This is a genomic window from Vibrio sp. 1F253 (assembly GCF_041439295.1).
GTDB lineage: Bacteria > Pseudomonadota > Gammaproteobacteria > Enterobacterales > Vibrionaceae > Vibrio > Vibrio tasmaniensis_A.
In genome coordinates, this window is the sequence record NZ_JBGONU010000002.1 from 26,999 (window position 1) to 52,857 (window position 25,859).

The window sequence follows — 25,859 nt, forward strand, 5'->3', positions numbered from 1 at the left end:
TACGCTGATAATAAAAAAGAGCTCTTCGGAGCTCTTTTTCGATCGTGTCGAGTACGTGTTATTTCGGATTGTTACTCTATTAAGCGATTAAGATAATGGAGGTAACACAGAATAAACCACGCCATCTTTCGGTTTACCGTTAAAGATAAAGCGATTCTTTGCAATGGCTTCACGTTCAGCGCCACATTTCTCGATCAGCTTTTGGCTGGGTAGGTTCTCTGTATCGCAGACAATCTCCAAACGCGTCAACTTGAGCATTGCGAAGCAAAATTCAAATAGGGCAAGCATTGCTTCTTTCGCTATCCCTTTTCTCTGAAATTGATCACCCACCCAATAACCTAAACTTGCCATATTAAAGGTGTGGTAAAGCTCATTTATGGCCACCATGCCGACTAACTTTTCGCTTTTTCGTTCGAAGATACCAAAGCCAAACGCATCGGCTTTAACCCAGTTTAAGCGAGTCGCAAGAATGAATCTCTCGGCCTCGACGGTCGAAAACTCGTCGTGGCACCAGTCGAGCCATGGCAATAAACTCGGGGAGGATTTAACCAGCTGCGAAAACTCTTGAGCGTCTGAGGCTTCAATGATTTTTAGGTTGAGGTGTTGAGTATTTATCTGAAAGTCAGGGCTCATAAGAAATACCGAATTACATGTAAGTACTGAACAAAGGATTCAGTGCAGAATAAAGATAGATAGCACTTAATAAAACGCCCTCACTAGGAGGGCGGATTGAATTATTTATATAATTATAGCCGAATCGGCAAGTAACTTACTGCGCTACACGTCGAACTTGAATCACCATGCCTAGAAGCGGGTGATCAAGGTAGTGAGTCTCAGTACTGCGCATACGACGTTTTTGGTCCAGGCGGTAGCTCTTAAGGAACTCTTCCACTTCAACCGTCGGAGAGATTTCAGTGAGGTTGCCCACTTGAACATTGCTTTCGGCGCCACTTACTGGTGAATCTAGCTCGATTTGTTGCTCTTGAAGAGTCACTTCACGAACGCTCGGCGCTTTTAAATCCAATGTTGTTTCAGCGTAGAGGTAATGCTGAACGTAGATTTGCAGCTTGCCGTCTAACTCGTAAAGCGGCTTATCGATAGTCTCTTCTTGAAAACCATTCGGATTTGATGCAGTTACTGCACCTTTCTCAGAACCGTCGGCATTAAACTGTTTAGAGAAGTCTTTACCGGCTTGAATATGGAAAACCGGTGCCGAGCTTTTGCCTTGGTCGCCTTGACGCCAAGCGGTATGCATCAGAACTTCAAAGCCTGCGTGTTTGCGTAGCTTTTCTTTCTGAGGTGTTAACTTGTATTCCGAGTAAGGCAGCATCTGCACGCCTTTCTTCGCTCGGTATTGGGTATCTTGAAATGAACCTACGCGCTCAAGTGAAATCTGAGGCTGTGTGTTTGGCCAAGATTCATTCACTTTTTCTGCATCAACAGCACGCTTAAAAATGATCACTTCTATATCAAATTGTCTCTGCGCCAAACTTGGCAGTGAGACGAACAATAGTAGCAGTGGGATCAGTCTTTTCATTTTTACTCCGTCTTCCAGCCGAACTACCGGCTGGATAATTTATATGTGCAAGTGGATTGGGTCTTATGCCGAAGGAAGCAAGTTCTGTCTGAATTCGCCCAATAAATCACTAACAAATTGAATTCGTTTCCGTCTGTCGACCAATGGTATCGTAAACTTGAACTTTGTTGGTCCTTCCATTGAAAACTTTTGCGGTTGAGATTGCAACAGTTTAACAAGGTAGTTCGGGTTTATGTCAGCATCCGGGTAGAATTCGATAAATCCGCCTTTATCGTGCGCTTCAATTTTCTTGGCTTTGATAGATGCCGCCGCTAACTTAAGCTCGGAAACCGATAATAAGTTCTTGGTTGCATCAGGAAGAATACCGAAGCGGTCGATAAGCTCGACTTTTAGCTCTGCAAGTTCATCCGTGTCACTCACGCTCGCAATACGCTTGTATGTTGATAAACGCGTGTTGATGTCGGGAATATAGTCGTCTGGCAATAGTGCAGGCAGACGCATCTCAATTTCAGTTTGTTCACGCAATAGATCATCAAGTGAAGGCTCTCTACCTTCTTTCAATGCTTCTACTGCTTGCTCAAGCATCTCCATGTACAAGGTGAAACCAACCGACTGGATTTGACCACTTTGCTCATCGCCTAATAGCTCACCAGCACCACGAATCTCTAAGTCATGGGTTGCTAGCGTAAAGCCTGCACCTAAGTCTTCAAGTGAAGCAATGGCGTCCAATCGTTTGACCGCGTCTTTGGTCATTGCTTTCGGGGGAGGTGTTAGCAAGTAGGCATAAGCTTGGTGGTGAGAACGGCCCACACGACCACGCAATTGGTGAAGCTGAGCTAAACCAAGGTTATCGGCTCTGTCCATCAAGATAGTATTAGCTGTTGGTACATCGATACCGGTTTCGATGATGGTTGTACACACCAACAAGTTAAAGCGCTGGTGGTAGAAGTCATTCATGATGCGTTCCAGTTCGCGCTCTCGCATCTGGCCATGAGCCACGGTAACGCGCGCTTCTGGAATCAGCTTCTGTAGTGACTCTGCTGTTTTCTCAATCGTGTCGACTTGGTTGTGCAGGAAGTAAACCTGCCCACCACGCATAATTTCACGCAGCACCGCTTCTCTGACGATCGCATCATCACTTTCGCGAACGAAGGTTTTAATTGCCAAGCGTCGTGCGGGTGGTGTTGCGATGATAGACAAATCACGCATACCACTCATTGCCATGTTCAGCGTTCGCGGGATTGGTGTAGCAGTGAGCGTTAGGATGTCGACATCCGCACGCATTGCTTTCACTTTCTCTTTCTGACGTACACCGAAGCGGTGTTCTTCATCGACAACCAGCAAGCCAAGGTCTTTAAACTTAATATCGCTAGAAAGAAGCTTGTGAGTCCCCACCAAGATGTCGACCTTACCCTCGGCGACATCTTGCATGATCAACTTCTGCTCTTTAGCTGATTTGAATCGGGATAGAACCTCGACACGAATCGGCAAGTTGGCGAAACGGTCGCGGAAATTTTCGAAGTGTTGCTGCGCAAGTAGGGTAGTAGGGACTAAAACCGCCACTTGTTTGCTGTTATCGGTACACACAAACGCTGCGCGCATCGCGACTTCGGTTTTACCAAATCCAACATCACCACACACCAAACGGTCCATGGCTTTTGCTTGGCACATGTCAGACATCACTGCATTGATGGCCATAGCTTGGTCATCGGTTTCTTCGAATGGGAAACCAGACTTGAAAGTCGCGTATTGGCCACGGTCGAGCACAAATTTGTAGCCAGGTTTCAGCTCACGCTTAGCGTAAACATCAAGTAGCTCTGCTGCAACGTCACGGACTTTCTCTGCGGCGCGTTTACGAGCTTTTTGCCACGCTTCGCCACCGAGTTTATGCAGTGGTGCAGAATCTTCAGCGCCACCAGAGTAACGCCCGATTAAGTTCAAAGACGCAACTGGCACGTAGAGCTTGGCATCGTTTTGATACTCAAGCGTTACGTATTCGGTTTTCATGCCGCCGGCTTCGAGTGTTTGCAAGCCGATGTAACGACCAATACCGTGGTCAATGTGCACAACAGGCTGACCCGGTTTAAGTTCTGCCAAGTGGCGAATTACGGTATCGCTATTAACGCTTTTCTTATCTTTCTTACGACGCTGAACAACACGATCGCCAAGTAAGTCGCTTTCACAGATAAGGGCGATGTTGTGCTCTTCATGGATAAAACCGTGTTCAGCAGAGCCAAGGATTAGGCTGAACTTATCTTTGCCTTTAATCGCTTCGTCGAGGTTTTCAACTTCGCTTGGACGAACTTTAATGCCTCGAAGCAACTCACTCAGAGCCTCACGGCGACCTTCAGACTCAACTGAAAAAACCACTTTGCCTTCGAAGGCTTCAGTGAACTTTCTTAGGTTTGCGAGTGGCTCTTTATTCTGATGCTGAACACTGAGGTCAGGCAATGTCACGACCGGTAAGTTAGTGCGGCCTGCTTTCTCTTCAATCGAATCTAGGCTTAGGTTGACTTGTGGCTTCTGTTTGAAGTGTGCGAATAGCTCGTCTTTCTTTAGCCATAGTTGTTCAGGTGTCAGCAGTGGTCGTAATGGATCAACACCGCGCTGTTCGTATCTGTGAGCAACATCAGCAAGGAAAGAATCAACAGCTGTTTCTACGTCACCAAGAACTAAGAGTTGCGCTTCATCGGCAACGTAATCAAACAAGGTTTCTGTGTGATCGAAGAACAGCGGTTGCCAATACTCAATACCAGCAGGCCAAGTCCCTTTTGAAACCTGCATATAAACCGATTCTGGTTCGCGGCGCGCATCAAACTGTTGGCGCCAACGAATACGGAAATCTTCAATCGCTGTTTCCGAGGTTGGAAACTCATGAGCAGGTAGAAGGCGAATCTCGGAGATATCTTCGATAGAGCGTTGATTCTCAGGATCGAAGGTACGAATCGTATCGATTTCATCATCAAAGAAGTCTATACGATATGGGTCTTTACTGCCCATTGGGAATAGGTCGAGAATAGAACCACGGCTTGCGTATTCACCTGGGCCAAACACTTGATCAACGTAACGATAGCCTGACTTTTCAAGCTGCAAGCGCAGTTTCTCAAGCGAGTAGAGATCGCCCGTTTTCACCATTAGAGTGTGCTGCAGCAAAAAGTCGCGCGGTGACTGGCGTTGCAATAACGTGCTGATCGGAACGATCGTGATGCCATTTCTTAGCGTTGGCAGGGCGTAAAGGCGTGCGATACGATCTGAGATGATCTCTTGGTGCGGCGAAAAGCTGTCGTAAGGCAGTGTTTCCCAGTCTGGGAATAGTGCGACTTCATGTGCCGTAAACTGTTCAATTTCAGATTGTAGCTTAAGTGCGACTTGTGGGTCTGGCACTGCAAGTACGGTATGGCTGTTGTGCTGCTCTGCGAGTTTAGCAATGGCCAGAGCGAGAGACGAACCGACTAGGTTACCGATGTGCTTTTTGTCACCGGCACCTTTAAGTTTAGGTAGTGTAAATATGGATTTTTTGGTCATGTTAATTTACTTGTTATCTCGGTCTAGAGAGCGTTGACGCAAGAGTTTCTGTTGTTGATGAAGTGCCGCTTTAATTAGCAGGTCTTGGTCGGTATCGCGAAGATGAGCGTATTTAAATTTGATTTCGAAACCTGAGTCTTTCGCTTCGCTAGCAAATACTTCTGCGTAGCAATAAATGGCTGCTGCTGGGTGCTCTAGGAAAAGTTTGGCTTTTACTAAGCGACCCGCTTCGATATCTGTTTTGGAAAAACACGAGAACTGACTCGCGCCAAATGAATACGTATGGGTGCGAAATTGTTCATCATCTTGTTGCGATAACATAAAGCTCAACAAGAGGTTTAATTTAGAGTTCTGTGCATCCAATAAACTGATGACATTCTTCAAGTCGCTGTTTTTCAGTTCGTTGCGAGCACTGTCGGCTAACAGGTCCAATTGGCTAAACTCACTTGCCACAACAAAAGGGGCAGGGATCTCCGATTCGAACTGAATCTGAGAAGGTAAAGCGAAGTTACTGTCCATTGGCTCAATATTAGCGGTAAGGCTGTGGTGAACGGTAAAAAACTCTTGTTCTGTCATGCGTTAGTTCCTTGAAGTGATCTATTGATTATCGCTATGTGGCCGCAGTAATCAAGGTCAGTTAATTGAAAGTCTCAAATAGTTGTTTGAAAGTCAGCTATTTGACAAGGTTCTGTTTTTCAAGCCTAACTAATTGAGTTAATTCACCCTATATTTTCAATTAACCCCTACACAGTAACGGCAATACCCGTTACATTAACCCGCATCTCCTTTAGATGGTTCAAAGTATGTTTCATCCTATTTCATTGTTTGTTGGCCTGCGTTATTTGAAAGGCCGTTCAGGTGATCGCTTTAGCCGTTTTGTTTCTTATATGTCGACAGCCGGAATTACCATTGGTGTGCTGTCTCTGGTTACTGTTTTGTCGGTAATGAATGGATTCGAAGCGCAGTTAAAAGACCGAATTCTTGGTGTCCTTCCTCAAGCCGTCGTTTACGAGCAAGGAGGCACAACGTCACTTTCTGCTCAAGCACCTAGCTTTGCGGAGCAAATGTCGCTCAATGGCCACGTAGAACCTATTGTTCGCAGCGAAGCGGTGATCCAAAGTCCTGCTCAGTTATCTGCGGGCTTGTTAATCGGTATTGAGCCAAATTCAGATGACCCTCTTCAGAATCATTTAATTGCTGGCAGACTGTCTTCACTCAAAGCTGGTCAGTATCAGCTTTTCCTTGGTCATACCTTGGCAAGAAACTTGAAAGTGTCTATGGGCGACAAAGTTCGCTTAATGGTGACCAGTGCCAGCCAATACACGCCGTTAGGACGTATTCCAAGCCAGCGAAATTTTACCGTAGCTGGGATTTTTAACACGGGTTCGGATATCGATGCTCAATTGATGGTGACAGATATCAACGATGCTGGGCGTTTGATGCGCTATAAATCAGACACCATTTCAGGCTGGCGACTGTTTTTTGATGACCCATTTGAAGTGGCAGAACTATCAAACCAACCGCTACCGGAAGGTTGGGTGTGGAGCGATTGGCGAGACCAACGTGGCGAGCTATTCCAAGCCGTTCGAATGGAAAAAAACATGATGGGCTTGATGCTTGGGCTGATCATTGGTGTTGCTGCGTTTAATATTATTTCTGCGCTTATTATGGTGGTGATGGAGAAACAGTCCGAAGTCGCCATCTTAAAAACCCAAGGTATGCGTGATGGTCAAGTCATGGGTATCTTTATGGTTCAAGGTGCAAGCAGTGGTGTGATCGGCGCATTATCTGGTGGCATCCTGGGCGTGATTTTAGCTTCGAACCTCAATACTATTTTAGAGGCGATGGGTGTTGCTCTGTTTTCATTTGGTGGACAGTTGCCAATTTTAATTAACCCAATTCAAATCGCCGTTGTTGTGGTTCTGGCTATTGCACTTAGCTTGATTGCCACTGTCTTCCCTTCTTATCGTGCATCGTCTGTGAAACCTGCTGAGGCCCTTCGTTATGAGTAATTTTCTTCAATGTAATGATATCCGTAAAACGTACCGTGAAGGCTCGTTAGATACTGAGGTTCTCAAGGGCGTCAGCTTCGAAATAGAAAAGGGTGAGCTAGTCGCAATCATTGGTACATCCGGTTCAGGTAAAAGTACGCTATTGCATATTTTAGGGGCGTTGGATGATGCTTCTGATGGTAGTGTCAGCTTTCTCGGACAAGACTTAGCGTCTTTGAGTTCGAATAAGCAGGCCAAGCTTCGCAACCAGCATCTTGGCTTTGTTTATCAATTCCATCATCTTCTTTCTGATTTCTCAGCGTTAGAAAACGTAGCAATGCCGTTGTTGATAGGTGGAGAGAAGCCAGCGAAAGCTAAACAAGAAGCACAGTTGCTACTTGATAAAGTGGGGCTAAGTCATCGTGTTGACCACCGACCTTCAGAACTTTCAGGTGGTGAGAGGCAACGAGTGGCAATTGCTCGTGCATTGGTGAACAAGCCTGCGCTAGTGTTGGCGGATGAGCCGACTGGTAACCTAGACCACAACACAGCACTTTCTATTTACGACTTAATGCGCGAACTGAACCGTGAGTACGATACTGCCTTTTTGGTTGTGACTCACGATGGTGAACTTGCCGGTAAGATGGATCGCCAACTTCACATGCAAGATGGTTTACTGGTCAACGTAGAAAAAGAGGAGAGCTAAGTGTTTTCTTCTTTATCTCTATTGATAGGCGGCCGATTTAGCCGGGCGAAACAACGAGACAAAATGGTGTCGTTCATCTCTCTGTCTTCGACGATCGGTATTGCTGTCGGTGTCGCGGTAATCATCATTGGTTTGTCGGCCATGAATGGTTTCGAGCGTGAGCTTCAATCACGAGTACTTTCTGTCATTCCTCACGGTGAGTTTGAGGGCGTGAATAAACCAGTAACTCGCTGGGAGCATGTGATTGAGGAGTCGGTAAAGCACGATAAAGTCGTTGCTGCAGCCCCTTATGTGAAAATTACCGCGCTTGCCGAAAAAGGCAAAGAGTTGAAAGCAATTGAAGTTCGCGGTGTTGACCCACAACTTGAGCAACAAGTCTCAAGCCTATCGAGTTTTATCGATAAGCAAGCCTGGAGCGATTTTAAAGCAGGGCAACAACAGATTATCTTGGGCTCTGGTGTGGCTAATGTACTCGGCGCGAAAGTCGGTGATTACCTGACTCTGATGATCCCGACGGTGAATGGGTCGGTTAAGGTTCAAGCACCTAAACGTGTTCGAGTGAAAGTGGTTGGCTTACTGACGCTTAATGGCCAGATCGACCACAGCTTGGCGCTAATCCCGATTGGCGATGCTCAAGTTTATGCAAACCTAGGCGAGGCAGTAACCGGAGTTTCTTTAAAAGTGACCGATGTTCTGAACGCGAACTCTATTGTGCGTGAGGTGGGTAACCAGCTTGATGTGTATGTGTATCTACGAAGCTGGCAACAGAAGTTTGGCTTCTTGTATCGAGATATTCAGTTGGTTCGCACCATTATGTATCTGGTGATGGTACTGGTTATTGGTGTTGCTTGTTTCAATATTGTCTCGACATTAATGATGGCAGTAAAAGACAGAGCATCAGAGATCGCGATTTTAAGAACCATGGGCGCATCGGACGGCCTTGTGAAACGCATTTTCGTTTGGCAGGGCGTATTCTCCGGTGTGTTAGGTAGTTTGGTGGGCAGTGTAATAGGCGTGTTAGTGGCGCTTAATCTCACGACACTTATCAAAGGGCTTGAAAGGCTAGTTGATCACCAGTTCTTGTCCGGTGACATCTATTTTGTCGACTTCTTGCCATCACAACTCGATATGACGGATGTTGTTGTGGTTTCAGGTACAGCGATTGTATTGAGCCTATTGGCGACATGGTACCCAGCATCACGAGCAGCCAAGTTAAACCCTGCCTCGGTGCTTAGCTCGAAGTAATGCGCTTAGTAATACTTCATGTAGCATGATAGACAAATGGCATACACAAAAAAGGATCCCTGATGGGATCCTTTTTTTTGAATTCAATCTGCATTCTTTACGACTGTGGTTACATCCCAATATTGCAGAGTTCTGTGGTCCATCTGACTTTAACTTGTGTGCGGTTTAAGTGAAGCGCATACAAAGATAGATTGAACGACAAGGAAAAGTTGTCAGTACCTTGCTTGACGCTTCTTCCAACTTCTTACTACTGAGTAACGCCATAACCCACGAATACCAAAGTAGCCAATCATTGCTGAAACCACGCCACAAATCAGGCAACCCAGTAAGAAAGGAGGCCCGATCGTATTCATTTGCGCCAAGATGAAGTCCCAAGACAATTCGAAATGGAAGGCTTGAGGTGGTACATGCATAACAAACGCCCCAACTTTATAAGCAAAGTAGAAGAGAACGGGCATAGTGACCGGGTTACTGATCCAAACAAGTGCGACAGCCAAAGGTAGGTTAACGCCACATGCGACAGCAAGGCCTGCAGACATAATCATTTGGCTTGGTAGAGGGACAAACGCCATGAATAACCCAACAGCGAATGCGCCAGCCGCAGAGCGACGATTAAGGCACCATAAGTTGGGGTTGTACAAAACATTGCCAAAAACTTTCAATGCTTTCTGACGCTTGATTAGCTCATGGTCAGGCATAAATCGTTTGATAAACTTTCTTGGCATAGGAGGAAGCTACTCTCTTGTTTAACACTTGGTTCTTGATTTCATTTGCTGCGACAGTTGTGTCTGCCAGCTTCTGGCCTGTGATGCCTCATTGGGTTTGGGCACCATTGATGCTGTTGTTACTACTAGCATCAACAAAGTATAGCGTTTTCCGGAGTGCAAGAGGTCTAGCAACAGCATTGATACTAGTTATCTGCCTAGGGAATGTAATTGAAATACAAACGAGTCGCTTATTTCAATCAGGGCAGAATACTACCATAAATGCTTCGGTTGTTAGCCTTTTTAGTGAAAATAGCCACGGTTTTGAAAGCGTAATAGTAGCTAGATCAATTGGCGGCGAAAAATTAATCTTTCCTCAATTGATAAAATTACGTTTGTTTACTCCTTTTAAGTTAACACTCGGAGATGATGTCAATTTATCTGTGTATATAAAGCCTGTATGGGGCAAGCTCAATGAAGCTGGCTTTGATTTAGAAAAGTATCTATTTAGTGCAGGTGTGGTTGCCAATGCAATTTACAGATCTGGTACAAAGTATCGCATTCATACCAATAGCAACTTACGGTCCTATTGGTTTGAAAACAGTCTTGAAAGGTTAAGTCAACTGGCAAATCAAGACCTCATTATGGCTTTGAGTTTTGGTTATCGAGACCTTATTCACTCTCAGCGTTGGGACTTACTTAAAAGCAGTGGTTTGATTCACTTGATGGCTATTTCGGGGCTGCATATTGGGATTGCCTTTGCTATCGGCTATCAAGTAGGAAAGGTATTCAGGTTACTATCATCTTCACTTCTTTGGTTGCCCACAATATTCGGAGTCGGCTTAGCCTATTTCTACAGTTGGTTTGCTGGGTTCACGCTGCCCACCTTGAGAGCTTTGGTGATGTGTATTATCGCCAGCTATTTCTTGTGGCGTGGGCAAAATATCAGTTTGTTTCGGTATGTCGCCTTAAGTTTGTGCGTGGTTCTGCTAATTTGGCCATTTTCAGCATTATCGAGTAGCTTCTGGTTGTCTTTTGGTGCGTTAGGTGCCGTTCTTTACATTGCGTTAAATAGTCAGTCATCCGATTCAAACTCAACATTTATCGACCGAGCACTGCAGCTCTTCAAGATTCAGTTAATGCTGACATTCCTGATTGCTCCCTTTTCGATGCTGTTCTTTAATGGGGTCAGCTTAGTCTCTGTTTTCTACAACTTGCTCCTTTTACCTTGGGTGTCGATGGTGGTTATTCCACTATTGTTCCTGGCAATGTTCTTTAGCTTAATATTGGCGCCAGTATCAGGTGGCGTTGGCTTAACTACATTCAACAATGGTTTGTCTGAACAATTATGGATGTTGGTCGACTTATCGCTTGAGCCTCTCGTATTTAGTCTTCCTTTCTCTGAACGATTTTGGTTTCAAGTGGATAATCACACGATTGAGTTGTCTGTATTCCTCATCTTGTTTTTCGGTTTTGTCAGTCGATATTTCAAGCGAGCACTATCTATATTGATTATTACCGTGTTTGTACTGTGGTGGGAGTTCGGCAAGCCTCAACAAGACAAACTAACTATCGATATCTTGGATGTTGGTCACGGGTTGTCTTTGCTCTTAGAAAAGAACAATCAGATTGTTGTTTACGATCTTGGTAACGCATGGCCAGGAGGTTCCATTGTCGAATCCTTACTTATTCCTACTTTGAATCAGAGGGGAATTCATGAGTTGGAGGGTGTAATAGTGAGTCATTTCGATTCTGACCACGCTGGTGGCTATCCGGCGTTACTTGAAAATTACAACCCTAAGTGGGTAAGAGCCAGTCAGAATATCAGTCAACAAGGACAATCTACGATTCAAGAATCGTCAAATATTCAAGCATGTATTTTAGGAGAAGTATGGACTTGGCAAGGGGTTGCTTTTGAGGTCTTGTGGCCTCCCAAACAAGTGAAGAGGGCGTATAACCCACATTCGTGCGTGGTCAGGCTTTTTGACCCCGATCTAGAGTTCTCGATGTTACTTACTGGTGATATTGAATTGGTCAGTGAGTGGTTACTTGCACGCGAAGGCGAACGGCTTCGAAGTGACGTAATGCTTGTTCCTCATCATGGTAGCAATACGTCTTCGATCGCCAGTTTTATTGAGGCCGTTTCACCTCAGTTAGCGATCGCTTCTTTGGCCAAAGGCAATCAATGGGGGATGCCGAGTGAATCCGTTATTGAACGTTATAACGACGCAGGGAGTGCTTGGCTTGATACTGGAGAAAGCGGCCAAATAACCATCAGTATTGGTCAAGAAGGTTGGCAATATCATGAGATTAGAGAACAACAAGGCAGACAGTGGTATAGGCAGATGCTTCGTAAGGGAGTAGAATAGGAAGATTATTGTGAGAAAATTAAGCGATTCTATGTCAACACAAACAGATGAAACTACCTGGGTCACATTTAAAAGACTTTGGACTTATATTCGACTATATAAAGCCGGCCTTGGTGTTGCGGTTATTGCGCTTATTATAAATGCTGTCACTGATACCTACATGATTTCCTTACTAAAGCCGTTACTCGATGAAGGCTTTGGTAATGCAGAATCTGACTTTTTACGTACGCTCCCTCTCATTATCTTTGTCATGATGTTCGTTCGTGGCATCAGTGGCTTTGTTTCAACTTATTGTTTGAGCTGGGTTTCAGGCAATGTGGTCATGGAAATTCGACGTAAAATATTCAGCCATTTTATGCATATGCCAGTTTCTTTTTTTGATAAAGAACAGACTGGTGCGCTGCTATCTCGAATTACTTACGATTCAGAGCAAGTCTCTGCGGCAACCAGTAAAGCATTAGTCAGTATTGTCCGTGAAGGTGCAAGTATTATTGGCCTGTTGACGCTGATGTTCTGGAATAGTTGGCAGTTGTCTTTGGTGTTGTTCGCTGTCGCCCCTCTTGTCGCGTGGGCAATCAGTATCGTATCGAAGCGATTCAGAAAGATCTCTAAGAACATGCAAACCAGTATGGGTCACGTCGCTTCTTCTGCAGAACAAATGCTGAAAGGACATAAAGTCGTTCTAACGTATGGCGGACAAGATCTAGAAAAACACCGCTTTGACCAAGTTAGTAACCAAATGCGCCAACAAAGCATGAAGCTAATCACTGCTCAAGCGGCCGCTAACCCAATTATTCAGATGATTGCATCACTTGCAATCGTAGTTGTTCTATTTCTTGCTAGTGTTGATTCAATTAAAGCAGAGCTTACTCCTGGTACGTTCACTGTTGTGTTCTCGGCGATGTTTGGTTTACTACGCCCACTAAAAGCTCTGACTAACGTAACGTCTGAATTCCAACGTGGTATGGCAGCGAGTACGACCCTATTTGGTTTGATGGATCTAGATACGGAACAAAATAAAGGTACGTTGAAGCCTGAAACCGTAGCGGGTGAAGTCGAAGTAAAAGATGTGACATTTACTTACCAAGGAGCAGAGAAAGCAGCGCTTGATAAGGTCAGTTTTAATATACCGAAAGGCAAGACAGTCGCACTTGTCGGCCGTTCAGGTTCGGGTAAGAGTACCATTGCGAACCTGTTTACTCGCTTTTATGACGTAGACTCTGGCTCTATTGAGCTTGATGGTCACGACATTCGTGATTATGAATTAAGAAATCTACGTGAGCACTTCGCTCTTGTTTCCCAGAATGTGCACCTATTTAACGATACGGTTGCGAACAACATCGCTTACGCAGCTGAAGAACAGTATTCACGTGAACAGATCGAACACGCGGCTAAACTTGCGCATGCAAGCGAGTTTATCGAAGGCATGGAAAATGGCATCGATACGGTTGTTGGCGAAAATGGCGCGAGCCTGTCTGGCGGTCAAAGACAGCGTATCGCGATTGCACGTGCTCTATTGAGAGATGCACCTGTTCTGATCCTTGATGAGGCGACATCTGCATTGGATACCGAGTCAGAAAGAGCGATTCAATCTGCGTTAGAAGAGCTGCAGAAAGACAAAACAGTACTTGTTATCGCACACCGACTATCTACTATCGAGCAAGCTGATGAGATTCTAGTGGTTGATGATGGGCATATTGTAGAAAGAGGTGCACATGCCGAGCTCATCGCCCTTGATGGCGCTTATGCACAACTACACCGAATTCAGTTCAGCGGATAAGATTAGGTCTTGTTGTGATCGAAAAAATTTGGTTTAACAATCACCCATTAAAATACTTTCTCTGGCCGCTATTGTGGCCATTGAGTCTGCTGTTCAAAATGATCAGCGGTCAACGTCGTGATGCTTATCTATCGGGGAAAAAAGAGACCTATCGCCCGCCTTTACCCGTGATTGTTGTTGGTAATATTACCGCTGGCGGCAATGGCAAAACACCGGTTGTGATTTGGTTGGTAGAGATGCTTCAGGCTCACGGCTTTAAGCCAGGTGTTGTTTCTCGAGGTTATGGGGCGAAAGCACCAAACTATCCGTTAGTGTTGGATGAAAACACGCCAGCAGAGCACTCTGGTGATGAGCCTCGTTTGATTCGTAAGCGAACTGGTGCGCCTGTAGCGGTTGACCCTGTGCGCGCAAACGCAGTAAAGGCTTTGCTGAGCGAAGGGGTTAATGTCATCATCACTGACGACGGCCTACAGCATTATGCACTTGAACGCGATATTGAATTTGCTGTTATCGACGGTGCGAGACGCTTTGGTAGTGAGTGCCTAATTCCTTTGGGCCCATTAAGAGAGCCTATATCTCGTTTAGATGACGTAGACTTTTTGGTTAATAATGGCGGTAAAGCCCACGGGCGAGAGTTCTCGATGTCTTTGCTTCCAAGCCAAGCGGTTAACCTGAAGACGGGTCAGAAAAGGTCTGTGGCAGAATTACAGAAGCTGGTGGCTTTTGCTGGTATCGGTCACCCACCACGCTTTTTCAAAACATTGGAAAACCTTGATGGTGACGTGGTTTACACGCAGGGCTTCGCTGACCATCAAGATTTTGATAAAGATGAACTTCATGCCTTGGCAAAAAAAGGTATGAATATGATTATGACAGAAAAAGACGCTGTAAAATGCGAAGAATATGCGCAAGATAACTGGTGGTATCTTCCAGTTTCTGCGCAGTTTGATGAAGATTCGCAACAGCAAATTTTAAAAAGAATAAAAGAGGTTATGGAATACTATGGATCACCGTCTACTTGAGATCGTTGCTTGCCCTGTATGTAAAGGTAAACTAACTTTTGACAAGGATAAGCAAGAGCTTGTTTGTAAAATTGATCGCCTTGCTTACCCAATTAAAGAGGGTATTCCTGTTCTTTTGGAACCTGAAGCTCGCACCGTTTCAATGGATGAGGGTAAGTAATGTCTTATACGGTTGTTATACCTGCAAGATACCAATCGAGCCGTTTACCAGGGAAGCCACTTGCTGACATTGGTGGAAAGCCGATGATTCAATGGGTATACGAACAGTCAATGAAGGCGGGTGCCGATAACGTTATTATCGCTACCGACGACGCTCGAGTTGAAAAAGCGGCCAAAGCATTTGGCGCGACCGTTTGTATGACATCACCGAATCATGAATCAGGCACTGAGCGCCTCGCTGAAGTGATTGAAGTTATGAAGATTCCAGATGATCATATTATCGTGAATGTTCAAGGTGATGAGCCACTTATCCCACCTGCGATCATTAATCAGGTCGCGAACAACCTTGCGAACAGTACAGCTCCGATGGCAACACTCGGTGTGGAAATTACTCATGCTGACGAAGTGTTTAATCCTAACGCCGTAAAAGTTGTGACCGACAAAGATGGGTATGCCCTGTACTTTAGCCGAGCTACTATTCCTTGGGATCGCGATGCTTACGCGAACAATGGTACAGCTGCTGAATCTCCACTGCTTCGTCACATTGGCATTTACGCTTACCGTGCGGGTTTTATTAATACCTATATCAATTGGGAACCAAGTACCCTTGAGCGTATTGAGTGCCTAGAGCAGCTACGTGTACTTTGGTACGGTGAAAAAATCCATGTAGACGTTGCGGCAGAAGCACCTGCAGCTGGTGTTGATACGCCAGAAGACCTAGAAGCGGTTCGAGCTATTATTGGCTAAGCGTCTTTTAGCGACTACTTCTTTGCTCTACAAAAATGCAAAATCATGAGCCTTGCTTATCGCGAGGCTTTTTTATGCCTAAAGAGAAGCGGATGACAGCCTTATTTATCTAAGTTAACGGATATTGAGTTGGTTGCATGGGTTTCTGTAGCATCACCCCGGAATTATCTGAGATTTACCTCGCTCGACTTGCAAATTTTCTCTATAATATGCCGCCTATAAAGTAGTGGCGAATCGCTAGTACAGAATAAAACTTACGACAAAACGTGGAGTAAAAGATGCCTTCTCAAAGCCCAGTGATTACGGTTGATGGACCAAGTGGTGCAGGTAAAGGTACCCTGTGTATGTTACTAGCAGATAAGCTAGGCTTTCATCTTCTAGACTCAGGCGCGATCTATCGCGTATTGGCTTTAGCGGCAATTCACCATGGCGTGGATACTGAATCAGAAGATGCTTTAGTACCGCTTGCAACTCACTTAGATGTTCAGTTTATCGCTGAAGGTGAGCTAGTGAAGGTTATCTTAGAAGGCGAAGATGTGTCTGGTGAACTTCGTAAAGAAGAGACGGGCATGGCGGCTTCAAAAGTCGCTGCTTTACCTCGCGTTCGTGAAGCACTGTTACGTCGTCAACGTGCTTTTAGCGCAGCTCCTGGTTTAGTTGCAGACGGTCGTGACATGGGAACCGTTGTATTTGTTGAAGCTGAAGCGAAAATATTTTTAGATGCAAGTGCTGAAGAGCGCGCGAGTCGTCGCCTTAAACAGTTGCAACAGAAGGGGTTAGATGTTAAATTTGACGACCTTTTGAGCGAGATCCAAGAGCGAGACGATCGAGATCGTAATCGCCCAGTGGCGCCACTTCGCCCTGCAGAGGATGCTCTAGTGCTTGATTCCACCTCAATGAATATTGAGCAGGTAGTCGAAAAAGCACTACACTATATTGAATCGAAACTGGCTGGGTAATTTCGCCGAGCTAGTACGAACGTTGGTCGCAAGGATGATGACCGGCGAATTTATCAACCCCATGCGGTAGGATACCCATGGACGTTTAATTATTGAAGATTAAATAATGACTGAATCTTTTGCTCAACTCTTTGAAGAGTTTCTATCTGAAACTGAATTCCAACAAGGCAGCATCGTTAAAGGTACTGTAGTAGCTATCGAGAACGGTTACGTTCTTGTAGACGCTGGTCTTAAGTCTGAATCTGCTATCCCTGCTGAACAATTCAAGAACGCTGCTGGCGAACTTGAAGTTGAAGTTGGTGCTGAAGTAGACGTAGCTCTAGACGCTGTTGAAGATGGTTTCGGTGAAACTCAACTTTCTCGTGAGAAAGCTAAGCGTCACGAAGCTTGGATCGTACTTGAGAAAGCTTGTGAAGAAGCTGAAACTGTTGTTGGTATCATCAACGGTAAAGTTAAAGGCGGTTTCACTGTTGAACTTAACGGTATCCGTGCTTTCCTTCCAGGTTCTCTAGTAGACGTACGTCCTATCCGTGACACTGCTCACCTAGAAAACAAAGAGCTAGAGTTCAAAGTAATCAAGCTAGACCAGAAGCGTAACAACGTTGTTGTTTCTCGTCGTGCTGTTATCGAATCTGAAAACAGTGTTGAGCGTGACGAACTTCTTGAAACTCTACAAGAAGGTACTGAAGTTAAAGGTATCGTTAAGAACCTTACTGACTACGGTGCATTCGTTGATCTTGGCGGTGTTGACGGTCTTCTACATATCACAGATATGGCTTGGAAGCGCGTTAAGCACCCATCAGAGATCGTTAACGTTGGTGACGAAATCCTAGTTAAAGTTCTTAAGTTCGATCGTGAGCGCACTCGTGTTTCACTAGGTCTTAAGCAACTAGGCGAAGATCCATGGGTAGCAATCGCTAAGCGTTACCCAGAAGGTCACAAGCTTTCTGGTCGTGTTACAAACCTAACTGACTACGGCTGCTTCGTTGAAATCGAAGAAGGCGTTGAAGGTCTAGTACACGTTTCTGAAATGGATTGGACTAACAAGAACATCCACCCTTCTAAAGTTGTTAATGTTGGCGACGAAGTTGAGGTTATGGTTCTTGATATCGACGAAGAACGTCGTCGTATCTCTCTAGGTCTGAAACAGTGTAAAGCTAACCCATGGCAGTCATTTGCAGAAATGCAAGCTAAGGGCGACAAAGTTACTGGTAAGATCAAGTCTATCACTGACTTTGGTATCTTCATCGGTCTAGAAGGCGGTATCGACGGTCTTGTACACCTATCTGACATTTCTTGGAACGCTGCCGGCGAAGAAGCTGTACGTGAATACAAGAAAGGCGACGAAATCTCTGCTGTTGTTCTAGCAGTAGATGCAGAGCGTGAGCGTATTTCTCTTGGCGTTAAGCAAATGGAAAACGACCCGTTCAACGCATACGTTGCTGACAACAAGAAAGGTGTTCTTGTAAACGGTACTGTAACTGCAGTTGACGCTAAAGGCGCTACTATCGAGCTAATCGAAGGCGTTGAAGGCTACCTACGTGCTTCTGAAGTTTCTCGTGACCGTATCGAAGATGCATCTCTAATCCTAAGCGTTGGCGACAGCGTTGAAGCGAAGTTCACTGGTGTAGACCGTAAGAACCGCGTAATCAACCTATCTATCAAAGCTAAAGATGAAGCTGATGAGCAAGAAGCAATGGCTTCACTGAACAAGTCTGATGAAGGCGCGTTCGGTAACGCAATGGCAGACGCATTCAAAGCTGCTAAAGGCGAATAATAGCTTCTCGTTAAGAGAATTATAGCTATCTAGCCAAGAAAGGAGCCGTAAGGCTCCTTTTTTTTTGCTTATTTTTCCTATAGGTCTATAATTTCTAAAAAGAAAACCAACGAGGGTAACTATGACTAAGTCTGAATTGATTGAAAGACTGTGCGCTGAGCAAACGCATCTTTCTGCAAAAGAAATTGAAGACGCTGTAAAAGACATTTTAGAGCACATGGCTTCAACACTAGAAAGTGGTGATCGAATCGAAATTCGCGGCTTTGGCAGCTTTTCTCTGCATTACCGTGAACCTCGTGTTGGACGTAATCCTAAAACTGGTGACAAGGTTGAGTTGGAAGGTAAATACGTTCCTCACTTCAAACCAGGTAAAGAGCTACGCGAACGAGTAAACTCAGGGTTGTAGGCTACTTATCGGAATTAAGAAAAGCGGCATACTATAATGTATGCCGCTTTTTTATGACCATAATATGGTGGTCTGATTAGTAATTTTCCTGCATAATCGTACAGCTAACTAATCAATGAGTGATGAACTATGAAAATTATAAAAATAGTCGCTGTTATCGCACTTTTCCTAATGGCACTGGCTTTAGGCTCTCAAAACCAAACAATTGTGAATTTCAATTATTTGCTAGCGCAAGGTGACTTCCACCTGTCAAGCTTGCTAGGTGTTGTATTCGTTTCAGGTTTTGCTCTTGCTTGGTTAGTCTTTGGAAATATGCACATGCGATCTCAACTAAAAATTCATCGCTTGAAAAAGCAACTCAATAAGCAATCAAAGCAGGTCGCTGCTGAAACTAAAGCTTAAAGGCCATATTTGATGTTAGAGTTACTGTTCTTACTTTTGCCCATCGCAGCCGCTTATGGTTGGTATATGGGTAATCGTAATGCTCAGCAAGAAAAACAAAAGCAATCACACCAGATCTCCCGCCAATACGTGACGGGTTTGAACCTATTACTGTCAGACCAATCTGACAAAGCGGTTGATCACTTCATTGAGTTACTTCAAGTAGACAATGAAACCATCGATACTCACTTGGCTTTGGGCAACTTGTTCCGCTCAAGAGGCGAAGTTGACCGCGCTATTCGTATTCACCAAAATCTTATCTCTCGGTCTGGGCTTACCCTCGATCAAAAAAACCTCGCATTGCAACAATTAGCTAAAGACTATACGGTTTCAGGCTTTCTTGATCGCGCAGAGAAAATTTTTGAACAGCTTGTAGAAGAGCCTGATCATAAAGAAGGTGCTTTACAGCAGTTGGTTGCCATTTATCAGCAAACGCGTGAGTGGAATAAAGCGATTCATTACGGGAATATCTTAGTTAAACTGAGCAAGAAGAAAATGAAGACGCGTGCGATGGTTGCACACTTCTGGTGTGAGCTTGCGATGCAAGAACAAGCCGACGGCAACCGCCCTAAAGCGCTTCAGCACTTCAAGAAGGCCCTTTCAGAAGACCCTAAATGTGTTCGAGCCAGTATTGCTTTAGGAAAATTCCATTTAGCCAATGAAGATTATCACAAGACAATTACTTATTTAGAGTCAGTTCTCGAGCAAGATATCGACTTCATTAGTGAAGTCCTGCCAACGCTTGCTGAGTGTTACCACAAACTTGGACAAGAAGCGCAGTTGGTCGAGTTCCTTAAAGCGTGTATTCAGAAGAAAGCCGGTGTTTCCGCTGAGTTGATGCTGGCTCAACTCGTTGCCGACCATGAAGATGTTGGCTCTGCTCAAGAGCTACTGACAAAGCAGCTTGTTAAAAACCCAACCATGAAAGGTTTTTATCGATTAATTGATTATCACCTAGAGGAAGCGGAAGAAGGTAGAGCCAAAGACAGCTTAACAACGCTTCAATCTATGGTTGGTGAACAACTCAAGGTTAAGCCTCATTACCGATGCCGTCAGTGTGGTTTCTCAACTCACTCAATGTATTGGCACTGCCCTTCATGTAAGGGGTGGGGAACGATCAAGCCTATTCGTGGGCTTGATGGTGAATAGATTTGTGGTCATTTTAAGACCAAATTATTAATTGCAGCTTTCGGGCTGCATTTTTATGACTGTTATTTATGGCCTGATTGGTATAAATATTTTGTAGAAAGTTAACTGCGTTAGGAGATGAAATGAACGACCAAAAAATCATTGTAGCATTGGATTATGATAACCAAGCGGATGCGTTAGCCTTTGTCGATCGTATTGACCCAGCATCTTGCCGCCTAAAAGTTGGCAAAGAGATGTTTACTCTGTTTGGCCCTGAATTTGTTCGTGAATTACATAAACGTGGTTTCTCTGTGTTTTTGGACCTTAAGTTCCACGATATCCCGAACACATGTTCAAAGGCGGTACGTGCTGCCGCTGAGATGGGCGTGTGGATGGTGAACGTGCACGCGAGTGGTGGCGAGCGTATGATGACGGCTTCTCGTGAAATTTTGGAACCATATGGTAAAGATCGTCCATTGTTAATCGGTGTGACGGTACTAACCAGTATGGAGCAATCTGACTTAGCGGGTATCGGTCTGGATCTAGAGCCACAGCAACAAGTGATGCGCTTAGCGTCTTTGACTAAAAACTCAGGCCTAGACGGTGTTGTATGTTCTGCACAAGAGGCTTCTTTGCTCAAAGGTGCACTTGGTCAGGAGTTCAAACTAGTAACTCCAGGTATTCGTCCTGTAGGCGCTGATGTTGGTGACCAGAAGCGTATCATGACGCCTTCTAAGGCGATTGAGTCAGGTTCTGACTATCTTGTTATCGGTCGTCCAATTACTCAAGCAGCAGACCCTGCATCAGTACTTGCTGAAATCAACGGCACGCTAGCTTAAGCTTATCATTAAGTCGTAATTCCAATAAAGAAGGCCAGCAATTTGCTGGCCTTCTTATAGGTGTACTAAATACAGAATTGGTCTGGAGTAGACTTGTTCTAAACGGCTTAAACCGGAGCGCCACTATGAAACTTAAAGTCGCTGTCTTCTGAAGTGATAAGTTCTGCTTCAACTTGCGCAAAATGAGCAATACGCTCAGAGATATCTTTCCCTGCGATTTGTTCCGCGAGTTCAAGATAGTCTTGATAGTGACGAGCTTCTGAACGAAGTAGAGATACGTAAAACTTTTCCATGTCTTCTTCTAAGAAAGGAGCCAGTTTAGCAAAGCGTTCACAAGAGCGAGCTTCAATAAATGCACCAATAATAAGCTTATCAACTAGAGCATCAGGCTCGTAAGTCTTAACTTGCTTGATTAAACCCTTAGCGTAGCGGCCCGCCTCGATCGGTTGATAAGTCACGCCTTTTTTTACCATCAATTCCATCACTTGGTAGAAGTGATGCAGCTCTTCTTTGATCAGCAATACCATTTTATCGATCAAGTCAGCACCGTAATTACAGCCTTCTTTCGCTGTAATTTGCTTTGATACATTACTTTTACCACGTAGAGACTCCAAGTCTCCAATACGACGGTAAGCAAATTGCTCGTAGGGCAAAATCCACTCATTCAGTTGCTTCGCGCTTTCTTTATCTACCGCATATTTACGGATAAGGAACAAAGCACTTTGAGCTGCTTTAAGTTCACAAAGCATGTGATCGCGTAGAATGATATGAAGGTTTTCAGGCTTCTTGGCTTCATCTATCCATGAATCTGGCGTTTCAGCTTTAAGAAAAGAGTGTATAGGGGCTAATAATTCTTGATACATGGTAAGGGCAAGTTTGTTGATAATGCGGGATTTTATCACAGCTTAAGAGATCCCCCTATACGGAGAAAGGAAATTCCACAGGTACAAAAAAGGCCGCTAATTTAAATAGAGCGGCCTTTAAGTGTTGAGTTAGAGCGTTACCATTTTTTCTTCTGACCGAATAGAGCATCCATGTCATCTTCACGCTCTTTCGATTCCATCTGCTGTAAATCTTCTGCGTTTTTATTTAGGCGCTTCTGATCAAGATCGTCAAGCATCTGTTGTAGCTTGTCTTTCGCTTGATTGGAGTATGCGTCGTTTTTCGTGGCTAATGCATCGATGCCTTTGCGCAACAGTTGAATCGCTGTGCCAGGCTGTCCACGAGATATCGAGTCATTTGCACGTTTGATAACATTCTCGATGTTGATGCGAATTTGGATTGTTTCTAAGCGAGCGTTTTCAACCACAAAAGCTTGAGTATTAAAACGTCCTTTATTGTGCTCGTTACGAACCGTGTCACGCAAGCGTTTAACTAGCTTAAGCATCATGATTGCTTGTTTGTCACTACTAGGCATGCGAAAAGCGGTGCTTTCGCCCCCTTGGTGATTCTCTTTAAGCTGAGTTATTTGTTGCTTTACGCTTTCGATGCGTTGGGCAAGCTGCTTATTTTTAGGATCGAGTTCATACATATTAACTAATGCATCAAGAATTCGATTGTTTAAGCATATAAGAAGATCTTGGCTAAACGGCATGTGGTGAGCATTGCCAATTAACTCTTCTGTTCCATCTATAATGGTTAGATAACGAGAAGCTTCCTGTTTCTTCGTTGTTTCTACCTTAACTTTGTATTGAAGCATGATGTTGTAGCCTAAAACCAACACCAAAAGCACGGCTACCAAGGCGATTATTAAACCAATATTCATATATTTGTGTCTGCTTATTGTTTTCTATAGCTAACTAGAGAGGATACACGATTCCATTGTGTATAGGCACTTGTAAATTACAATTTTTGATTATCTCTTGTTGAGCGCAATCGGCAATCAAAATTTACTAACTAATGTGTGAGAATGAGGAGTGGCTTACAAAGCGTCAGTGATATTTTTATTTGTTACGCTTTAAAAGCTCGATATTTCTGTCATTTTAGTTCTCGAAGCGTTATAACTATTAATTATATTACACGAGACTATAACGCTCTATTTGCAAATAAGTTAGCGCAGAAATGAGTAAAGGATTACGAGGTTAGATATGAAGTTACAGCAACTGAAGTACATTGTTGAGGTTCTAAACCATAACCTAAATGTTTCAGCGACAGCAGAGAGTTTGTACACATCTCAGCCCGGCATAAGTAAACAGGTTAGATTACTTGAAGACGAGCTAGGCATTCAAATATTTGAGCGTAGCGGTAAGCATTTAACTCAGGTTACACAAGCCGGTGAGGATATTATTCGTATCTCTCAAGAGATTTTGGCTCGTGTTGAGAGTATTAAAGCGGTTGCAGGTGAGCACACTCATCCTGAGATGGGCACATTGAATATTTCAACCACTCATACTCAAGCTCGTTATGCACTCCCTGATGTGATTAAAGGTTTCACGGCGCGTTATCCAAAAGTGTCGCTTCACATGCATCAAGGTACGCCAAGTCAGATGTCAGAAGCGGTAGCTAAGGGTACAGCGAACTTTGCGATTGCAACGGAAGCGCTACACCTTTATCAAGATGCAATTATGCTGCCTTGTTATCATTGGAACCGTTCGATCGTGGTAACGAAAGATCACCCTCTTGCACAGAAACGAAATATCTCGATTGAAGATCTTGCCGCTTATTCTCTCGTGACTTATGTATTTGGTTTTACTGGCCGTTCCGAGCTGGATACAGCATTTAACAAAGTAGGCTTAACACCGCGTGTTGTGTTTACCGCGACGGATGCTGATGTGATTAAAACTTATGTTCGGATGGGAATCGGGGTGGGTGTAATTGCAAGCATGGCGATTGACCACGAGCAAGATACAGACTTGGTTGCTATTGACGCGAGCCACTTGTTTGGTGCGAGCACCACAAGTATTGGCTTTAGAAAAGGCACTTTCCTGCGTTCTTACATGTTTGACTTTATGGAGCGTTTTGCACCGCACTTAACTCGCCCAGTAGTTGAGCAAGCTATTTCTTTGAAATCGAATGAAGAGATCGAAGAGATGTTTAAAGACATCGACTTACCCGTTCGCTAAGGGTGATAGTTTTACCTAGATTCCTAATTCGGCCTGTTTAAAGGCCGTTTTCATTTAAGCTCATTTGTGGTTTGCTTGCTGGTAGGTTGTCTTTATATAGCCTCAATTTGTAACCTTCCTTTCCATTTTGGCCTCTTACCCCTACAATCCTCGAATCATAGGGGGAAGCATGCATTCACGATTCAAAATACTCGATTCATTTTTGCTAGAGCACCAAATTTACTGGCGTTCAGAACCTTTTCACCTATGCCAAACTCACGATCAGCCATGGACAGACGTGAACCTTCCACTTGTCGATTGGTTAGATGGTTTGAGTATTGAACGCATTCAAACGCTAAAAGAACAGCCTCAAGTTCTGATTTCGGAACTTATGCGTTTTCTCCCAGAGTTAGAGAATGCCAATCAACACATCCAGTTTGATAATTCGGCTTTAGTTGGGCTTGCTCTTCCGCGCGGTACTGCCGATGGTATCCCCGGCAGAAAGCTGCAACAAATCGTCGCGATGGGAGAGGCTTCATTAAAAGAGCATCATGGTAAAGAGTGGCTTGAATGGTGTTCTGGCAAAGGCTTTCTCGGTCGGATCTTATCTCAGCAATCAGATCAAAAAGTCACTAGCTTTGAATGGCAACAATCGTTGTGTGAAAGCGGGCAAAAGATTGCAGATGACCAGAAACTAGAGATGGACTTTGTTCAAGGTGACGCGTTTTCAAAAGATGCAGATCGGGTGTTTAACTCAAATCAACATGCTGTTGCTCTTCACGCTTGTGGTGATCTTCATGTTGAATTAGTGAAGAAATCTGTTTCACATGGGCTTCCTGCAGTCACCATTTCTCCATGTTGCTACCATCTTATTCGCGATGAAAGCTACCAAGCGATGTCATCCGTTGCGAAAAGCTCAGCATTAACGTTGAGCAAGAGCGACTTAAGAATCCCGCTTCAAGAAACCGTCACTGGTGGTGAAAGAGTAAAAAGACACCGTCAGTCAGAAATGAGTTACCGATTAGGCTTTAGCCAACTACTTAAGGGTGAGCTTGGTGTCGACGAGTACATTCCTGTACCAAGCATCAAGAAATCGGAGCTATCCGAAGGCTTTGAATCATTTTGTTGCTGGGCATCTGAAGTGAAAGATATATCGCTGGGTTCAGATATTGATTTTGACTCTTATTTAATTCAAGGCGAAGCGCTTTTCTGGGAAATGGAAAAGCTGAGTTTAGTTCAACAAGTCTTTAGAAGACCTTTAGAGATATGGTTGGCCTTAGATCGTGCCATTTATCTGCAAGAACAAGGTTATCAAGCTTCGATTGAAGAGTTCTGCGAACGTAGTGTAACGCCAAGAAACCTATTGATTCATGGGGTTAAGATCGAGCGCTAGCGGTAAACAGCACTGGTACGTGTTTTTACGATCTAAAATCATGAATGCAAAATAAAGCTATAAGTACAAAAAAGTGATAAATACAAAAAA

At 44.3% G+C, this 25,859-nt stretch carries 23 protein-coding genes; 16 read left to right on the plus strand and 7 right to left on the minus strand.

Annotated features, from left to right (window positions below; translation table 11 throughout):
• Positions 1-87 precede the first annotated feature (87 nt).
• The 4 genes from ACED28_RS01355 to ACED28_RS01370 all read right to left on the minus strand — a co-directional run bounded on the left by ACED28_RS01355 (position 88) and on the right by ACED28_RS01370 (position 5,638).
• Complete coding sequence (locus tag ACED28_RS01355; protein WP_012604406.1) at positions 88-633, minus strand: GNAT family N-acetyltransferase; 546 nt, start codon at positions 631-633, stop codon at positions 88-90.
• Positions 634-769: 136 nt separating this feature from the next.
• On the minus strand, positions 770-1,537 hold the full coding sequence (locus ACED28_RS01360) for a peptidoglycan binding protein CsiV (protein ID WP_371709122.1): 768 nt from the start codon (positions 1,535-1,537) through the stop codon (positions 770-772).
• Between the two features lie 63 nt (positions 1,538-1,600).
• Positions 1,601-5,062, minus strand: a complete 3,462-nt coding sequence (gene mfd / locus ACED28_RS01365; RefSeq protein WP_371709123.1) for a transcription-repair coupling factor — start codon at positions 5,060-5,062, stop codon at positions 1,601-1,603.
• 6 nt (positions 5,063-5,068) lie between these two features.
• The gene (locus ACED28_RS01370) at positions 5,069-5,638 is read right to left on the minus strand and encodes a PilZ domain-containing protein (protein ID WP_371709124.1); all 570 of its coding nucleotides are present in this window, start codon (positions 5,636-5,638) and stop codon (positions 5,069-5,071) included.
• A 227-nt stretch (positions 5,639-5,865) separates the two neighbouring features.
• Between ACED28_RS01370 and lolC the strand changes: the two genes are divergently transcribed.
• The 3 genes from lolC to lolE are packed head-to-tail and all read left to right on the plus strand — an operon-like array spanning position 5,866 to position 9,004.
• A complete protein-coding gene (gene lolC / locus ACED28_RS01375; RefSeq protein ID WP_009847149.1) occupies positions 5,866-7,074 on the plus strand; it encodes a lipoprotein-releasing ABC transporter permease subunit LolC in 1,209 nt (402 codons plus the stop codon).
• Positions 7,067-7,759, plus strand: a complete 693-nt coding sequence (gene lolD / locus ACED28_RS01380) for a lipoprotein-releasing ABC transporter ATP-binding protein LolD (protein WP_009847148.1) — start codon at positions 7,067-7,069, stop codon at positions 7,757-7,759. Before lolC ends, lolD begins: the two co-directional genes overlap by 8 nt.
• Positions 7,760-9,004 carry a lipoprotein-releasing ABC transporter permease subunit LolE gene (gene lolE / locus ACED28_RS01385; RefSeq protein WP_065679610.1) on the plus strand — a complete coding sequence of 415 codons (1,245 nt, stop codon included), beginning with the start codon at positions 7,760-7,762 and terminating at the stop codon, positions 9,002-9,004.
• Positions 9,005-9,216: 212 nt separating this feature from the next.
• On the opposite strand, the gene ACED28_RS01390 is transcribed toward lolE, so the two are convergent.
• Complete coding sequence (locus tag ACED28_RS01390; RefSeq protein WP_009847146.1) at positions 9,217-9,729, minus strand: DUF2062 domain-containing protein; 513 nt, start codon at positions 9,727-9,729, stop codon at positions 9,217-9,219.
• Positions 9,730-9,944: 215 nt separating this feature from the next.
• Here ACED28_RS01390 and ACED28_RS01395 point away from each other — a divergent pair, with 215 nt between their 5' ends.
• From ACED28_RS01395 to pyrF, 11 genes are all read left to right on the plus strand, one after another.
• The gene (locus tag ACED28_RS01395) at positions 9,945-12,077 is read left to right on the plus strand and encodes a DNA internalization-related competence protein ComEC/Rec2 (protein WP_371709187.1); all 2,133 of its coding nucleotides are present in this window, start codon (positions 9,945-9,947) and stop codon (positions 12,075-12,077) included.
• Between the two features lie 31 nt (positions 12,078-12,108).
• Positions 12,109-13,857 (plus strand): lipid A ABC transporter ATP-binding protein/permease MsbA, encoded by a 1,749-nt coding sequence (msbA, locus tag ACED28_RS01400; protein ID WP_009847143.1) that lies wholly within the window; start codon positions 12,109-12,111, stop codon positions 13,855-13,857.
• Positions 13,858-13,871: 14 nt separating this feature from the next.
• Positions 13,872-14,879, plus strand: coding sequence for a tetraacyldisaccharide 4'-kinase (gene lpxK, locus ACED28_RS01405; RefSeq protein ID WP_017101615.1), 1,008 nt, complete (start codon positions 13,872-13,874; stop codon positions 14,877-14,879).
• Positions 14,860-15,039, plus strand: coding sequence for a Trm112 family protein (locus ACED28_RS01410; protein WP_004736429.1), 180 nt, complete (start codon positions 14,860-14,862; stop codon positions 15,037-15,039). The genes lpxK and ACED28_RS01410 overlap by 20 nt, the downstream gene beginning before the upstream one ends.
• The gene (gene kdsB, locus ACED28_RS01415; RefSeq protein WP_009847141.1) at positions 15,039-15,785 is read left to right on the plus strand and encodes a 3-deoxy-manno-octulosonate cytidylyltransferase; all 747 of its coding nucleotides are present in this window, start codon (positions 15,039-15,041) and stop codon (positions 15,783-15,785) included. The genes ACED28_RS01410 and kdsB overlap by 1 nt, the downstream gene beginning before the upstream one ends.
• A 278-nt stretch (positions 15,786-16,063) precedes the next feature.
• Positions 16,064-16,744: a (d)CMP kinase gene (cmk, locus tag ACED28_RS01420; protein WP_009847140.1), complete on the plus strand. Its 681-nt coding sequence runs from the start codon at positions 16,064-16,066 to the stop codon at positions 16,742-16,744.
• 106 nt (positions 16,745-16,850) lie between these two features.
• Positions 16,851-18,521: a 30S ribosomal protein S1 gene (gene rpsA / locus ACED28_RS01425; protein ID WP_012604398.1), complete on the plus strand. Its 1,671-nt coding sequence runs from the start codon at positions 16,851-16,853 to the stop codon at positions 18,519-18,521.
• A 121-nt stretch (positions 18,522-18,642) separates the two neighbouring features.
• Positions 18,643-18,927, plus strand: a complete 285-nt coding sequence (gene ihfB, locus ACED28_RS01430; RefSeq protein ID WP_010439923.1) for an integration host factor subunit beta — start codon at positions 18,643-18,645, stop codon at positions 18,925-18,927.
• Positions 18,928-19,056: 129 nt separating this feature from the next.
• On the plus strand, positions 19,057-19,329 hold the full coding sequence (locus tag ACED28_RS01435) for a LapA family protein (protein ID WP_012604397.1): 273 nt from the start codon (positions 19,057-19,059) through the stop codon (positions 19,327-19,329).
• Between the two features lie 12 nt (positions 19,330-19,341).
• Positions 19,342-20,517: a lipopolysaccharide assembly protein LapB gene (gene lapB, locus ACED28_RS01440; RefSeq protein WP_122046370.1), complete on the plus strand. Its 1,176-nt coding sequence runs from the start codon at positions 19,342-19,344 to the stop codon at positions 20,515-20,517.
• A gap of 122 nt (positions 20,518-20,639) precedes the next feature.
• The gene (gene pyrF, locus ACED28_RS01445) at positions 20,640-21,335 is read left to right on the plus strand and encodes an orotidine-5'-phosphate decarboxylase (protein ID WP_009848861.1); all 696 of its coding nucleotides are present in this window, start codon (positions 20,640-20,642) and stop codon (positions 21,333-21,335) included.
• 107 nt (positions 21,336-21,442) lie between these two features.
• Here the strand turns inward: pyrF and ACED28_RS01450 are convergent, their stop codons facing one another.
• Together ACED28_RS01450 and ACED28_RS01455 are read right to left on the minus strand one after the other, a co-directional pair.
• Positions 21,443-22,237, minus strand: a complete 795-nt coding sequence (locus ACED28_RS01450; protein ID WP_012604394.1) for a tRNA-(ms[2]io[6]A)-hydroxylase — start codon at positions 22,235-22,237, stop codon at positions 21,443-21,445.
• 98 nt (positions 22,238-22,335) lie between these two features.
• Positions 22,336-23,100, minus strand: coding sequence for a hypothetical protein (locus tag ACED28_RS01455; RefSeq protein WP_009848859.1), 765 nt, complete (start codon positions 23,098-23,100; stop codon positions 22,336-22,338).
• Positions 23,101-23,422: 322 nt separating this feature from the next.
• Here ACED28_RS01455 and cysB point away from each other — a divergent pair, with 322 nt between their 5' ends.
• Positions 23,423-24,397 (plus strand): HTH-type transcriptional regulator CysB, encoded by a 975-nt coding sequence (cysB, locus tag ACED28_RS01460; protein WP_009848858.1) that lies wholly within the window; start codon positions 23,423-23,425, stop codon positions 24,395-24,397.
• 169 nt (positions 24,398-24,566) lie between these two features.
• Positions 24,567-25,769, plus strand: a complete 1,203-nt coding sequence (locus tag ACED28_RS01465) for a methyltransferase (protein ID WP_371709125.1) — start codon at positions 24,567-24,569, stop codon at positions 25,767-25,769.
• Positions 25,770-25,859 lie beyond the last annotated feature (90 nt).

Coding starts and splice junctions, on each gene's coding strand:
- ACED28_RS01355 (WP_012604406.1), bottom strand. CDS start 633: ATGAGCCCTGACTTTCAGATAAATACTCAACACCTCAACCTAAAAATC.
- ACED28_RS01360 (WP_371709122.1), bottom strand. CDS start 1,537: ATGAAAAGACTGATCCCACTGCTACTATTGTTCGTCTCACTGCCAAGT.
- mfd (WP_371709123.1), bottom strand. CDS start 5,062: ATGACCAAAAAATCCATATTTACACTACCTAAACTTAAAGGTGCCGGT.
- ACED28_RS01370 (WP_371709124.1), bottom strand. CDS start 5,638: ATGACAGAACAAGAGTTTTTTACCGTTCACCACAGCCTTACCGCTAAT.
- lolC (WP_009847149.1), top strand. CDS start 5,866: ATGTTTCATCCTATTTCATTGTTTGTTGGCCTGCGTTATTTGAAAGGC.
- lolD (WP_009847148.1), top strand. CDS start 7,067: ATGAGTAATTTTCTTCAATGTAATGATATCCGTAAAACGTACCGTGAA.
- ACED28_RS01390 (WP_009847146.1), bottom strand. CDS start 9,729: ATGCCAAGAAAGTTTATCAAACGATTTATGCCTGACCATGAGCTAATC.
- msbA (WP_009847143.1), top strand. CDS start 12,109: ATGTCAACACAAACAGATGAAACTACCTGGGTCACATTTAAAAGACTT.
- ACED28_RS01410 (WP_004736429.1), top strand. CDS start 14,860: ATGGATCACCGTCTACTTGAGATCGTTGCTTGCCCTGTATGTAAAGGT.
- kdsB (WP_009847141.1), top strand. CDS start 15,039: ATGTCTTATACGGTTGTTATACCTGCAAGATACCAATCGAGCCGTTTA.
- cmk (WP_009847140.1), top strand. CDS start 16,064: ATGCCTTCTCAAAGCCCAGTGATTACGGTTGATGGACCAAGTGGTGCA.
- rpsA (WP_012604398.1), top strand. CDS start 16,851: ATGACTGAATCTTTTGCTCAACTCTTTGAAGAGTTTCTATCTGAAACT.
- ihfB (WP_010439923.1), top strand. CDS start 18,643: ATGACTAAGTCTGAATTGATTGAAAGACTGTGCGCTGAGCAAACGCAT.
- ACED28_RS01435 (WP_012604397.1), top strand. CDS start 19,057: ATGAAAATTATAAAAATAGTCGCTGTTATCGCACTTTTCCTAATGGCA.
- lapB (WP_122046370.1), top strand. CDS start 19,342: ATGTTAGAGTTACTGTTCTTACTTTTGCCCATCGCAGCCGCTTATGGT.
- pyrF (WP_009848861.1), top strand. CDS start 20,640: ATGAACGACCAAAAAATCATTGTAGCATTGGATTATGATAACCAAGCG.
- ACED28_RS01455 (WP_009848859.1), bottom strand. CDS start 23,100: ATGAATATTGGTTTAATAATCGCCTTGGTAGCCGTGCTTTTGGTGTTG.
- cysB (WP_009848858.1), top strand. CDS start 23,423: ATGAAGTTACAGCAACTGAAGTACATTGTTGAGGTTCTAAACCATAAC.
- ACED28_RS01465 (WP_371709125.1), top strand. CDS start 24,567: ATGCATTCACGATTCAAAATACTCGATTCATTTTTGCTAGAGCACCAA.